At 43.6% G+C, this 13,498-nt stretch carries 13 protein-coding genes; 5 read left to right on the top strand and 8 right to left on the bottom strand.

All coding sequences use genetic code 11. The features are described from left to right. Together gatA and gatB are read left to right on the top strand one after the other, a co-directional pair. Positions 1-1,428 carry an Asp-tRNA(Asn)/Glu-tRNA(Gln) amidotransferase subunit GatA gene (gatA, locus tag MSWH1_RS00595; RefSeq protein WP_048125163.1) on the top strand — a complete coding sequence of 476 codons (1,428 nt, stop codon included), beginning with the start codon at positions 1-3 and terminating at the stop codon, positions 1,426-1,428. Then, positions 1,429-2,916 carry an Asp-tRNA(Asn)/Glu-tRNA(Gln) amidotransferase subunit GatB gene (gene gatB, locus MSWH1_RS00590; protein WP_048125161.1) on the top strand — a complete coding sequence of 496 codons (1,488 nt, stop codon included), beginning with the start codon at positions 1,429-1,431 and terminating at the stop codon, positions 2,914-2,916. A gap of 129 nt (positions 2,917-3,045) precedes the next feature. Here gatB and MSWH1_RS00585 read toward each other — a convergent pair whose 3' ends face one another. Further along, positions 3,046-3,855, bottom strand: a complete 810-nt coding sequence (locus MSWH1_RS00585; protein WP_048125156.1) for a carbon-nitrogen hydrolase family protein — start codon at positions 3,853-3,855, stop codon at positions 3,046-3,048. Between the two features lie 593 nt (positions 3,856-4,448). Here MSWH1_RS00585 and MSWH1_RS00580 point away from each other — a divergent pair. Beyond that, positions 4,449-5,021, top strand: a complete 573-nt coding sequence (locus tag MSWH1_RS00580; protein ID WP_048125154.1) for a class I SAM-dependent methyltransferase — start codon at positions 4,449-4,451, stop codon at positions 5,019-5,021. A gap of 566 nt (positions 5,022-5,587) precedes the next feature. Beyond that, positions 5,588-6,832 carry an IS110 family transposase gene (locus MSWH1_RS00575; RefSeq protein WP_048125153.1) on the top strand — a complete coding sequence of 415 codons (1,245 nt, stop codon included), beginning with the start codon at positions 5,588-5,590 and terminating at the stop codon, positions 6,830-6,832. Positions 6,833-7,011: 179 nt separating this feature from the next. On the opposite strand, the gene MSWH1_RS00570 is transcribed toward MSWH1_RS00575, so the two are convergent. Next, positions 7,012-7,386 (bottom strand): S-layer protein domain-containing protein, encoded by a 375-nt coding sequence (locus MSWH1_RS00570; protein ID WP_048125149.1) that lies wholly within the window; start codon positions 7,384-7,386, stop codon positions 7,012-7,014. A gap of 86 nt (positions 7,387-7,472) precedes the next feature. After that, entirely contained in the window at positions 7,473-8,585 is a 1,113-nt protein-coding gene (gene tnpB / locus MSWH1_RS00565; RefSeq protein WP_048125147.1) for an IS200/IS605 family element RNA-guided endonuclease TnpB, read from the bottom strand. Positions 8,586-8,613: 28 nt separating this feature from the next. Here tnpB and tnpA point away from each other — a divergent pair, with 28 nt between their 5' ends. Then, complete coding sequence (gene tnpA, locus MSWH1_RS00560) at positions 8,614-9,027, top strand: IS200/IS605 family transposase (RefSeq protein WP_048125145.1); 414 nt, start codon at positions 8,614-8,616, stop codon at positions 9,025-9,027. Between the two features lie 9 nt (positions 9,028-9,036). Here tnpA and MSWH1_RS18660 read toward each other — a convergent pair whose 3' ends face one another. From MSWH1_RS18660 to MSWH1_RS00540, 5 genes are all read right to left on the bottom strand, one after another. Further along, on the bottom strand, positions 9,037-9,198 hold the full coding sequence (locus tag MSWH1_RS18660; protein ID WP_197074608.1) for a hypothetical protein: 162 nt from the start codon (positions 9,196-9,198) through the stop codon (positions 9,037-9,039). Between the two features lie 273 nt (positions 9,199-9,471). Continuing rightward, on the bottom strand, positions 9,472-9,768 hold the full coding sequence (locus MSWH1_RS00555) for a hypothetical protein (RefSeq protein WP_048125143.1): 297 nt from the start codon (positions 9,766-9,768) through the stop codon (positions 9,472-9,474). 105 nt (positions 9,769-9,873) lie between these two features. Then, a complete protein-coding gene (locus tag MSWH1_RS00550) occupies positions 9,874-10,704 on the bottom strand; it encodes an ABC transporter ATP-binding protein (RefSeq protein WP_048125141.1) in 831 nt (276 codons plus the stop codon). Continuing rightward, positions 10,695-11,714 (bottom strand): iron ABC transporter permease, encoded by a 1,020-nt coding sequence (locus MSWH1_RS00545; RefSeq protein ID WP_048125139.1) that lies wholly within the window; start codon positions 11,712-11,714, stop codon positions 10,695-10,697. The genes MSWH1_RS00550 and MSWH1_RS00545 overlap by 10 nt, the downstream gene beginning before the upstream one ends. Further along, on the bottom strand, positions 11,707-13,479 hold the full coding sequence (locus MSWH1_RS00540; RefSeq protein ID WP_048125137.1) for a radical SAM protein: 1,773 nt from the start codon (positions 13,477-13,479) through the stop codon (positions 11,707-11,709). The genes MSWH1_RS00545 and MSWH1_RS00540 overlap by 8 nt, the downstream gene beginning before the upstream one ends. Between the last annotated feature and the right edge of the window lie 19 nt (positions 13,480-13,498).

Raw genomic sequence — 13,498 nt, 5'->3', positions numbered from 1 at the left:
ATGGCAAAATGGATGAGTGTTGCACAGGTTAAAGAGAAGATCAAAGAAAGCTCAGTCGAAGAAGTAACAGCCAGATACCTCGAAGCTATCGGAAAGAGCAAAATCAATGGTTATGTAACAGTTTCCGATAAAGCCCTTGAGCAGGCAAAAAAGATCGATGTTGAAGGGCATGAGGGTCCCCTTGCAGGAGTTCCAATCGCAATCAAGGATAACATTTCCGTGGTCGGGCTGACAAACAGCTGCGGCTCGAAAATTCTTGAAGGCTACGTTCCTCCTTTCAATGCTCACGTAATCGAAAAACTTCTTGCTGCCGGAGCCATAGTCCTTGGAAAAACCAATATGGATGAGTTTGCAATGGGCTCATCCACGGAAACCAGCCATTTCGGGCCGACTGCAAACCCCTGGGACCTCGAAAGAGTACCTGGAGGATCTTCCGGTGGCAGCGCAGCGGTTGTTGCGGCAGGAGAAGCCCCTTTTGCCCTGGGATCTGACACTGGAGGATCCGTACGCTGTCCTGCAGCTTTCTGTGGTGTTGTAGGGCTTAAACCAACATATGGGGCAGTTTCAAGGTACGGAGTTGTGGCTTATGCAAACTCTCTTGAACAGGTAGGACCTCTAGCAAACAATGTGGAAGATATAGCAGTCCTGATGGATGTTATAGCCGGTTACGACCGAAGAGATTCCACCTCCATTGATAGTAAAACTGGGTACCAGAAAGCTCTTGTTAACGATGTGAAGGGGCTGAAAATAGGTATTCCAAAGGAATTTTTCGGAGAAGGAATCCATCCGGACGTAGAAAAAGCCGTATGGAACGCTATACACAAATATGAGAGCCTCGGAGCGACCTGGGAAGAGGTCTCGATGCCCAACATAAAATACGCCCTTGCTTCGTACTATATCATTGCAATGAGTGAAGCCTCCTCAAACCTTGCCCGCTTCGACGGAACACGTTATGGGTTCAGGGAAAGCGCCGAAAACTGGCACACAATGGTCTCAAAGACCAGAGCCGAGGGTTTTGGAACCGAAGTCAAGAGAAGAATTCTCCTGGGGACCTATGCGCTTTCTGCAGGTTATCATGACAAGTACTACCTCAAAGCCCTGAAGGTAAGGACACTTGTGAAACAGGACTTTGATAAGGCTCTTTCAGCAGTTGACCTGCTTATGGCTCCGACCATGCCCAACCCTGCTTTCAAGATTGGGGAAAAGATTGAAGATCCACTGACTCTCTACCTCTCGGACGTAAACACCTGTCCGATCAACCTTGCAGGCGTGCCTTCAATTTCCATACCATGCGGCTTTACTGATGGACTGCCTATCGGGCTTCAGATAATGGGCAAGCCTTTTGATGAGCCCGCGGTTCTGCGTGCAGCTTATACTTTTGAGCAGAATACTGATTACCACACAAAGAGACCTCCGGAGGTGGCGTAAATGGTCTATGAAAACCCTGACGGCATAAGGATCGGGCTTGAAATCCACATCCAGCTCAACAAACTTAAGACCAAAATGTTCTGCGGCTGCTCTACCGATTACCACAATGCAGCTCCCAACACCCACACCTGTCCGGTCTGTCTTGGCCTTCCAGGTACACTTCCGGTACTGAACAAAAAAGCCGTGGAAGCAGCAATTAAGGTGGGACTTGCTCTTGAAGGAGAAATTGCAGAAGAGACCCAGTTTCACAGGAAGAACTACTTCTACCCTGACCTTCCCAAAGGTTTCCAGGTAACTCAATACGATTTTCCCATTGTTAGTAAGGGAAAGGTTGTGATCGAAGGAGAGGACGGGGAACATGTAGTCGGAATTACAAGGGCTCACATGGAAGAAGACCCCGGAAAGCTTGTACATATAGGGAGCATCGAGAAGTCCAAAGGTGTCCTTATAGACTACAATAGGTCAGGCATGCCCCTGATTGAAACCGTTACCGAGCCAGATATGAGGAGCCCCAAGGAGGCCAGAAGATTCCTTGACAAGTTCAGAAACATCCTCGAATACCTGGATGTCTTTGACGGAAATCTCGAAGGGGCTATGCGTGTCGATGCAAACGTTTCAGTCTACTGGGGCACCCGTGTTGAGATAAAGAACATCTCCTCCCACAAAGGAGTGGAAAGGGCTCTTCTCTACGAGATTATGCGCCAGAAGAACGTGATCCGCCGTGGCGGTAAAATCATGCTGGAAACCCGCCATTTTGATGAGGGCAGAGGAGTAACAATCTCGATGAGGACAAAAGAAGAGGCAGAAGATTACCGCTACTTCCGTGAACCTGACCTTATGCCCATGCGCGTTACTGGCTGGATTCCTGCAATTAAAGAGACTCTGCCTGAACTTCCTGACGCCAAACGTGCACGCTTCATGGAACAGTACGGCATCACTGATATGCATGCAAGGTCCCTTACTTCCAAGATCATGCTTGCCGACTTCTATGAAAGTGTCTGTGCAACAGGTGTTGACCCGAAGACTGCCGCTACCTGGACAGCCGACGTTTTCCTGGGAGAACTGAACTACCGCGACCTTGCAATCTCTTCTTACGACGGCAAGACAATCGGCTTCATCCACGCAAAAGACCCGGGGATCGAGAATTCCTTCAAGGTCCTGGATATGGTAGAACTGGTCACCCTCTTTGCCGAAGGCAAGGTAAGTGACCGGGCGGCAGTTGAAGTCATCCGCACAATTCTGGACGGGACAGAGGAAAAAACTCCCTCTCAGATCATCGAAGAAAAAGGTCTTTTCAAAGCGGAAGATGACATGGTCACCAGGGCTGTTGCCGAAACAATTGCAGAAAACGCTGCAGCAGTGCAGGACTACCTTGGAGGAGCAGAAAAGTCCCTGAACTTCCTTGTAGGACAGGTAATGAAAAAGACAAAAGGCACGGCAGATGCGAAAACTGCTCGCGAACTAATTGAAAAGGAACTTAAAGGGTAACCCGGCAGGGTTTACCTTTTTAACTACTTTTTTATTGGGTTTCTGGCAGGGATTGCTGAATAAAGAATTGGAGCTTTCTACCCTGCACCTCGGCGCAGTCTCGCCCACTACCCTATAAGAAAATATTATTTAATACAGATCAGGCCTTCGATCTTCGAGAATAGAGCCAGTTTGCCTGATTTCTTTTGCCTCTTCCAGATCAATTTCTCCAAGAAGAACACACTCTTCCATACCAGCCTCTGCCAGAATGCGCCCCCAGCCGTCAACAATAAAAGAGCCGCCAGGATAAGTCGAATACCTGTCTTTCCCCACCCTGGTGCAGGCGATATGCGGCAGCTGGTTTTCAAGTGCACGGGAAAGGGACATAATTCGCCAAGGATATATATAAAAATCCGGGATATCGGCAACTGAAACCAGCAAATCTGCTCCCTCAAGGGCTAATTTTCGGGCAACTTCCGGATATCGGAGTTCATTGCAAACTAAAAGTCCTATGGAGAGCCCGTACTTCTGCAGCCTGATAGGAGCTATGCTGTCCCCAGGAGCAAAATATTCCTTTTCCATGCCGTAAAGCTGGACTTTTCGACGGATACCAGTTAGCTTTCCGGATTCGATGCAAAAACCAAGATTGAACTGAGAAGGAGTTTTCTTTTCTAGACATATTGCATCACTTTCTTTCCTTTCTTTCTTTTCGATCATTGAGCCTGAAAGAATACAGCCATGTTCTCTGGAAAAGTCGAGGAGAGCTTCAAGCGTGGGACCAGAGGCGGTTTCAGCCAATTCTTCTATATGGTCATAACAAAAGCCGGTTGAGAAAACTTCCGGAAAGACAAGCAGATCGGCTTCTTTTGAAACTGCTTCTTCTGCCAGAGAGAGGGCACGCTCAAGGTTTTCCTGTTTCGAACAAAGCGAGATATTCATCTGGATACAAGCGGCTTTCATGGTTGTCTTTCATTCCTGCCAATTATAAGGTGTAATTACTTCATTTAGATACTTTATTAAGACATTCTATTTCCTGATTTTAGATTAAGGTTTTTGCACTTCAATATAAAAGTTATACAGCTGGAGACTGAACTCCAGATAGCTACTTCAGGCAGCACCTTGATTATCAAGCTGTACTTCATGTGTCTTCGGTAAAGTGAGGAATCATGATAAATTGCACCTATTTCTACAACAGTTATCTAAAATTTTAATATAATATAGGCTGGAGTAAAGTATCGATTTTAGGTAAAGAGGGCAAAGTTTGAGATCGATTTATGGTACAAAATAGATAGCTTTCGGGCAAGAAAATTCCTTAACCGATGACCAATGAGCTGTACTTTGATTATCAAGCTGTACTTTGATTATATATATATCCAAATATTTGATAGAACAAAAATCTGATAGAACAAAAATCTGATAGAACAAAAATCTGATAGAACAAAAATCTGATAGAACAAAAAAATCATGAGAACTTTCCTTAGGAAAAATATAAAGCATGTCAATCTCAAAATAGGCTTGAAGAAAAAAACCGTCTGCAAAAAAAAACCTGAAACATTACTGAATCAAGGACTGACCATAAGGAGGAAAACACCACGGAAGAACCAGCTTCTGATTTTCGATTTCACGCAAGGACCCTTATTTTCAAGTTCCGGGACTTTTTTTTCCCCCGCAGAAAAATCCTGGAAGAGGCAGGGATAAAGCCCGGTTTCAAAATTCTGGATTATGGCTGCGGGTCAGGTTCCTATATCCGTGACGCTTCCGAAATGGTGGGACCTTCAGGAAAAGTCTATGCCCTGGATATCAATCCGGTTGCTGTTGAGATGGTCCGGCACCTGACTTCGATAAAACAGCTGAAAAACATAGAGACTATACTTTCCGATTACGATACCGGCTTGCCCGGCGAGAGCCTGGATATAGTCCTTTTCTATGATACCTATCATACCCTGAACAAGCCAGAAATTGTTATGAAAGAATTGCACCGCGTCCTGAAGCCCGAAGGGACACTTTCTTTTAGCGACCATCACATGAAAGAGGAAGAAATCATGGAAAGGGTAACCCGGAAAAAACTTTTTAAGCTGAAAAAAAAGGGCAAAAAGACATATTCCTTTAAAAAGGACAGCAGTTAATTCAGGTGCAGACGTGTACCTGTTTACTAGGCGTGTACCTGTTTACTAGGCGTGTACCTGTTTACTAGGCGTGTACCTGTTTACTAGGCGTGTACCTGTTTATTTATACTGCCAAAAAACAATAAAAAAAGTAAAAGAAAGAAATGAGAGAATCTGAACTCAGGAGAAGCACAAAGCTTAATGGGTCAACAGAATAATTTTCGATAAATTTTCATCGGCTTCTTTTTTATAGATTCAACGTCCATTGCCATCTTATTGAGCTTAAAATAGTCAGATAAAAAGAATAGCCAGATAAGAATGGCTAGATAAAACGCATATGAAATTCTTCGAATAACAGGCACAAAGAAATGAAAGTACTTTTTTTTCCTTACCTTTTTTACCTATCAACCTCATCATTCTCTTGGGCAGTAAGGTTGTACTTATTTTGGTTCTTTGAAGCCGTGATAAAACTAACCAGTGAATTGCCATCGAAGGCTCAAATGTGACTTTGATCACGGATGCTAAATTGGCCTTTGAGGCAATTCTACTGCCCAAATTAATTTGGTGATCTAATTTGGTGATCTAAATTGGTTGAAGTCATTAACAAAGCTTGTGGTTTAGACATTCACAAACTCTTTTTCATTGCTACAATCCTCAGTAGATCTGGTGAAAAACAGCAACAATATTTCTCTAGAACCCCTGACGAAATTTTAGCTTTTAAAAACTGGGTTATATCAGATAAATGTGACGTTGTTGCCTGTGAATCAACGAGTGACTTTTGGGTTCCGATTTATGATGCGTTGATAAAACATCTACCTGTTATAGTTGGAAATGCCCGAGATATGAAGGCGTTTACACACAAAAAAACAGATAAGATCGATTCCGAATTCATCGCACAACTTGCATTGAATAATATGATTCAACCATCAAGAGTTTTCCCAAAAAACCATAGAACATTTCGTTCATGTATCCGGCTTCGCCATAACCTTGTACAAAAAAGAACAGATATAAAAAATGAAGCTCACGCCATACTCGCACCTGAAATGTTTAATCTGAAGAATGTGCTAACAGATATTTTTGGTAAGAGTGGTAGAGCAATTCTATCAGGAATTTGTTCAGGTAAAAGCGTTGACCAGATTATAGCAAGCCTTTCCCCAAATGTTCGTAAAAAAAGTGATCAGATAAGGGAAACTCTGGACAGAGAAATCTCTCAAGGTGCTGCATTCAGGCTTCAGATCTGTCTGGATATCATAAAGCATCTTGACAATGAAATCAAAATTTTGGAAAAAGAAATATTCAATTATGCTTATAAAAATCATAAGCAAGAAATGGAAATTTTAATGTCTGTTCCAGGAATAGGAGAACTTGGAGCGGCAACTCTTATTGCTGAAATAGGCGATTTCAAAGATTTTTCTTCAGGGGATAAGCTTGCTTCATGGCTTGGCATAGTTCCGAATGTGTACCAATCAGCGGATAAATACCATAACGGAAGAATCACTAAGAGAGGATCTAAGGAAGCAAGGTGGATTCTAACACAGATTGCTCAGGCAGCAGCAAGAACAAAAAATAGCAGGTTAAAAGAGTTTTTCAACAGAAAAAAGAAGTCGATTGGGCATTCAAAGGCAATTATTGCCCTGGCAAGAAAAATTGCAACAATTATATGGCATCTGATCACAAACGAGGAGATGTATGAAGATGAAACTGGATATAAAAAGGGGGAAATTCAAAAGAGAAAGATAGTGGAGACTGAGATATTCTCAGTTGATGAAAGGATCAAAATAATGAGTGAAATATATGTAATTGCGAGAAATGAAGAAAGAGAGAGTACGTGAGGAAGATCTCCTCATATACTTTCATGCTAAATTAAGGCATGAAGTGAATAACTGGTAATGAGAAAATCTATTTAGTGTTTTGGAGGTTGGTTTGTTGGATTTCTGGAGGTTAGTTAATAGGATCAAAAAATCTATTCAAAAATCTATTCAAAAACCTATTCAAAAACCTATTCAAAAACCTATTCAAAAGTATCAGTTCCCGCAGTTTCGGTTCCTGCAGTTGCAGGACTTTGTTCTGCGAGAATGACTGTTTTTGCCGGGTAGATCACGTATCCCCCATTGCTTCCTTTTCCCACATCAGAGGTCCTGAAATACCACTCTTCCGTAATATTGGTCTTCCTGTCAGCATCGACATTAATTGTTATTGCGTCGGTATTTGACATTACTATCAGGTTTTCAAAAGCCTGGTCTACTTCGAAATTACCAAATTCGTCCCCCGATTCGATGAAAAGAAGTTTATCCTTATCTATCAGCCAGGTGTATTTGAACACTGCAAAATCGGTATCTTCACTTGCAAAAACAGAGTCCTCAAAGATAACAAAGTGAACTACCACTCAGCTAAAGACTGAGTGGCTTCTTGGTTCATTCCTCCCTCTATTGAGGGCAAGTCCCCAAGCTCATCCCCGTAGTCCCTACGGTGTCATAATCCAATTAGATTCTGATCTATGAGAGCGAATTTTTTGATATTGATAGCGGCATTAATGTCTCTATCGTGTTTGGTTTTACAGTCTGGACAAATCCATTCTCTGTCTTTTAGCTGAAGCTCTTTATTGTGGTATCCACACACACTACATAGCTTAGAAGAGGGTTCAAATTGTCCTATTCTCAGGACGGTTTTTCCAAACCATTGAGCCTTATATTCCAACTTTATTACAAAACTACTCCACGCAGAATCACTTATAGCCTGTGCTAAGTGATGATTCTTAACCATGCCTTTAACATTTAGAGTTTCCAGAGCTACAGCTTGGTTTTCGCTAACAAGTCTAAAAGAGAGTTTGTTCTGGAAGTCATTTCTCTGATTTGTTATTTTGTCATGGAGTACAGCAAGTCTTCGTTTAGCTTTTGCCCTGTTCTTAGAACCTTTCTGTTTCCTTGAGACTCTTTTCTGTAATACTTTGAGCCTTTTAAGAGAGTTTTTCAAGTACTTTGGATTCTCAACCTTTTCTCTTGTTGAAAGGACAGCAAAGTCTTTGATACCTACATCAATTCCTACTGTTGTTGATTCTGTGAAAGCTTCCTTTACTGGAAGTTCTTTTCCATCTTCAACAAGGATACTGATGTAGTAATGTCCTTTACATGTCCTTGATACCGTAGCCGTTTTAGGCTCTCCTTCAAACTTCCTGTGAAGAACTGCTTTAATTGGTTCTATATTAGGAAGCTTGATAGTATTATTTTCAAAGTTTACAGTGTAGTGTTGAGGTACAGGGAAAGACTGTATCGGATTCTTTTTTGATTTGAACTTTGGAAACCCTGTTTTCTCTCTAAAGAATCTAGTGAAAGCGGATTCAACCTGCTTAGTCATCCCCTGTAATGATTGAGAGTTAACTTCTCCTAACCACTCATTAGAAGCCTTTAGAGTAGGAATTAATTTGTTTAAGTCAAATCTGGAAATTGATTCCCCTGTCTGCTCATAAGTTTTAATTTTCTGGTCAAGTGCCCAATTATAGACAAATCTACAGCTACCTATATGCTGATTCAATTGAATAGCTTGTGTAGTTGTAGGATAGAGTCTAAATTTGAACGCTTGCATCATACAAAGGCATTATATGCTTTAACAACACATGTACTTTTTGGTAAATACGAAGTATGAAACACGGAATCATAGCAAATTTTTGTTAATGTATCATGTTATTTTTGTTTGCAAATACCGAAAAGTCATACTTGAACCAATTAGCGAAGAACTCAAACAGATTATGATTGACATTTCAAAAGAGTCTAACTTTGAAATCCTTGAAATGGAAACTGACAAAGACCATATTCATTTCTTGATTAAGAGTGAGCCGAAAGTTAGCGTTTTGTCAATTGTCAGAAAATTGAAACAAGAATATACTAACAGGTTATGGAAAACTCAAAAAGAATATATGAAAAAGTATTATTGGGGTGAGAATACGTTATGGAGTGATGGTTATTTTGCGTTTACTATCGGAAATGTGAGTAAAGAGGCGGCAGAATATTACATACGGAATCAGGGTTGAAGTTGACGCTTATATCCCCTGAGCTAAAGACTCAGGGGTTTTACGCTTCTTCATATAAATATGTGAAGTATTGTCTCCGAATTCATCATCTGCAGTAAATATCCTGTAATCTACGGTGCCGTCCATGGAAATTACCGCAGTATCCAGTTCCATATCATTATTGTAAAGCAAAAAATAGCATTTGTTGCCATCAAATTAATTCCGTTCAGAGTAAGGCTGTACCCACTTGCAATATCCCAGGTCTCTCCCGCTTTGAGAGTTTTTTGTCGCTCTAATCCTGCTGGTACAGCATCTTAGCAAGATGCGTTGCATCATTGTCAATAGTACTGTAGAGTTTACCAAACAAATATATCATGTAAAGAATGACACCTTTGTTACATTTTCTTCTTCGGAAAACACCTTATACTTCGAAGGGAACTGTTTGGTAGTATAAAAGAGTTCACTCTAATCAATTTTGCTGGCTGCAGGATTATCTTTACCTAGGGCAGAGCTGTTTCCTTTGTCCTCAAAATAAAGGTGCTCTCCGGGCCCACTAACGCAATTACTGTACTTATTTGCATTGAAGACAAAAGCCGGGAAGGTTCTGAAATCCCACGAGATATTCTGAGAATCCGTACTCCCGGTATCAAGAGGAATGCCCCTGATTTCAACCGACGCAGCAGTACACGTTCCTGCCAACGCAAGGATTAAAGTTATCACAAAGATAGCCAGAGCTACAGCGTTAAATCTCTTTAAGTTCATAAAAATTCTCCACTAAAGTCTAATTTTTGTTTTTCTATGTTCAGACCTTTATCATGAAAGCAAAATTCAGGAGATTGTACCCCTTTCTGTTATTCAAAAATTTGTTCATTGTATTGATTTATTCACAATGTCTTGATTTAGTTTGTTCAGTGTATTATTCCCCCGTAAGGGTAGACACACTTTTCTCTTCATATCTTCAATTTCCCGGACAGCTACCTTTACCCCATAGACCGAGGACATCATCTTGCCGGTTACGACCTTTTCTACTTCTCCCAGCGCAACCAGCCTGCCCCCGGAAAGGGCCGCAGCTCTGCTGCCCACCAGGAAAGCATGGTCCGGCATGTGGGTGTTCATCACAATAGACATCCCCAGGGCAGCAAGCCGCTGCACCGTTTCCAGCACAAGGACCTGGTTACCAAAATCAAGGTGGGAAGTCGGCTCGTCCAGTAAAAGCAGAGAAGGCTTCTGGACAAGAGCCCGGGCTATCAGAACCATTTGACCCTGCCCGCCACTGAGACTGGCAACCTGCCTTTCCGCAAGCTCCGAAAGCCCTACCACTGCAAGCGACTCCCTTGCAAGCTCCATATCTTCAGCACAGGGGGATGCAAACACGGAAAGATGAGGAGCCCGGCCCATTACCACAAAATCCAGCACGGTAAAAGGAAACACCACCTCATTCTGCTGGGGCACATAACCTATATGCCGGGCAATGTCCTTTACCCCGAGAAAAGCCGTATCTTTACCCAGAATTCGGACAGCTCCGGCAGTCGGCTTGAGAATCCCTGCAATGCACTTGATCAATGTGGATTTTCCCGCCCCGTTCGGGCCCAGGATGCACATAACCTCCCCCTTTTTTAACGAGAAAGAGACGTTCTCAAAGACCGGCCCGTTTCCATAGGAAAAAGCAAGGGAGTTCACTTCCAGCATCAATTCCATCCCATGCGCCCCCTCCGGATAAGATATGCAAACAAAGGAGCGCCTACCAGGGAAGTAAGGATTCCCAGGGGAATCTCCGTAGCGACAATCGTCCTTGACAGATCATCCACAAGTAGCATAAACGAAGCCCCGATGACCGCGCTCATGGGCAGCAGGCGGCTGTAGTTGGGACCAACTATCATCCTTGAAATATGAGGCACGACCAGCCCGACCCAGCCAATAACACCGCTGATGCTGACTGCTGCTGAAGTTAAAAGGGTTGCACAAACAATGATAACCAAACGCATTTTTTCCACGTTCATCCCCAGGGCTTTAGCTTCCTCGTCTCCGAGAGCCAGGATATTGATCCTCCACCTGAGAAGAAACAGCACCAGAGCTCCAACAAACATGGGCATAATTATGTAGAGCAGATCCCCATACCTGACATTAGCAAGGCTTCCCATAAGCCAGAATACTATCGTGGGAAGTTCATCATAAGGGTCTGCAACGTATTTTACCAGTGAGGTAAGCGCCGTGAAAATAGAGCTCACGATTATTCCTGAAAGCACGAAGACCAGAGTTCCCGAACCTTTACTGGCTTTCCCCATACTTATGGCGAGAAACATCACCAGCAATCCGAAAGCAAAAGCCATCAACTGTATAAGCAGGTAATTATCCCACAGAAGTATTGCCAGGCATGCTCCGAAACCCGCACCTGCACCCACTCCCAGGATATAGGGAGAGACAAGGGGATTCCTGAAAATCCCCTGAAAAGAGGCCCCGGCTGTGGAAAGTGCAGTTCCTACCAGCAAAGCTGCAAGTATCCTGGGCAGCCTTACATTGAACAGGACCGTGTGTTGAGTAGAAACCGAAGCAGGGGTGCCAAAAAAGAGAGATGAAAAAGCTTTCATACTCTCATCCACAACCGACAAGACCGAAATCTGATATCTCCCTACAAAAAGAGAGCCTATGAGTAAGGCGAGGGGAAGCATGTACACCAGAGCAGTGCGGGAATTCTTGCATTCAGGCATGGGTGCACCTCAAAAAATGTCTGGGCCAGATCCCGGAAGTGGGCCTGTGAAAAGACCTGTTAGGCGTGGCCTCCTCAAACGGCATGCCGTAAAACTGCAGGTAGAACTCGTCTGCTTCTTTCCTCAGGTCGATTCCTGAGTTTCCGGGATTCAATTTGTCTGCTATGTACATGAGCCCCAGTATCCAGCGAGGGCTTCCGAAATCCCAGGAGGGTGGGACTGCATAAATCCGCTGCTGTTTTACAGCATCCGCATGTATACCGTATTCCCGGCAGAGGGCATAGAATTCATCTAGAGGGCGAGAAAGGAAACCGGAGATGAAAATTGTGTCAGGATTATGTTCATTGATAAAGAAAGGAGAAACATTTACACCCGGTTTGCCTTCCTTTCGGAGCTGCTTATTGATGCTCACATCCCCGGAAAATGTCACAAGGTTGTTTTCCATTCTCCCGGCGTTCAGGGCAAAGAGAGGAGAGCCCATGCAGTAATACACCTTATGATTGCTGTTTTTTGCTGCGAGAGCCTTGACAAGCTCCAGGCGTGTACGGATAAAGGAAATAAGCTCTTCTCCTTTTTCCGGCATATTAGCCTTTTCCGCGATTAGCCTGACAAAATCAAGATAAGCGTAAGGCTGCTGGATCATATGGTGTACCTGCATAAGGGTCCCGGAATCGGAGATTTCTCTCCAGACATCTATTAACCTGGAATCGTCCAGTATTCCCAGACATGTAAGTACTCCATGGACCATCCCGAAAGCCCGGCTTATCCGGTATCCGCCCATGAAGCCTTCCTCATTGAAACGTTCAACGGTAGTTGTCCCTTTAACAGACACAGTCTTCCCACAATCACAGGCATAAGTTACCCAGGGCCTTACTGGTCTCGAACCCATGGGCCCGTAAAACTCCCGTTCTGTCAGGAGACTGCCGCATTCCGGACAGTAAGTATTCAATAGTTCCGTACCCGGAGAATTGAAGAGATAAACATAATCCACATACTTACGCAAATCAGCGCACAGGCTCTCCGCCTCTCCTACAGAGGGTTCAAGCTCAATAGGAGCATCCCCGAAGGGAATGAATCTCATGACCTGAACCGGAATGGTGGGGGAGATGTCGGACACCATTTCTGCAACCTTTATCACGTCGGTTTCATTTCCCCATGAATAAACAACCGAAGTTTCAACATGCACTCCCATGTCAAAAAGTCGGGAAATATTGCGGAAAACGGGAGCTGATGAAGGGACTCCGCAGCTTATGTAACTTTTGTCAGAATAACCTTTGATTCCGACATTCATGAAATCCACAAGCTGCCCGAGCTTGTTCAAAGTCTCTTCTGTGAAATAGCAGTTTGTGGAACAGCCTGCGAGCAAACCCTGTTCTTTTGCCTGCACTGCTAGGTCCCTGAACAGGTAATAATTTGCAGCAGGCTCATTCAGTGTGGAAACCACGCCAAGACAATCCTGCTGCAGGGCTCTTTCCACGACCTGAGAGGGAATTAAGGTGGAACGGGAAAGAGGTTTGTCCGATGCCAACAAGCGAGCCACACACCCTGAACACTGGAAATTGCAGCCCGTGCCGAATACCTGAAGGAACTTACCTGAGGGATAATAATGAAGCAAAGGAATCGTTTCTATGGAAACAGGATATGCTCCAAGGTATCCCATCCCAGGGTCCTGGACTATGGTATCGCCGGCACAGACATAAGTCCCACACCTACCCCGGCTGTATTCATCGATTTCGCACCCGAACTCACACACATTGCACTGCATTTTTTAACCTCCTTTCCTA

Source organism: Methanosarcina sp. WH1, assembly GCF_000970005.1.
Taxonomy (GTDB): domain Archaea; phylum Halobacteriota; class Methanosarcinia; order Methanosarcinales; family Methanosarcinaceae; genus Methanosarcina.
Note: the sequence above shows the minus strand (reverse complement) of the source record. Positions and strands in the feature narration are given on the sequence as shown.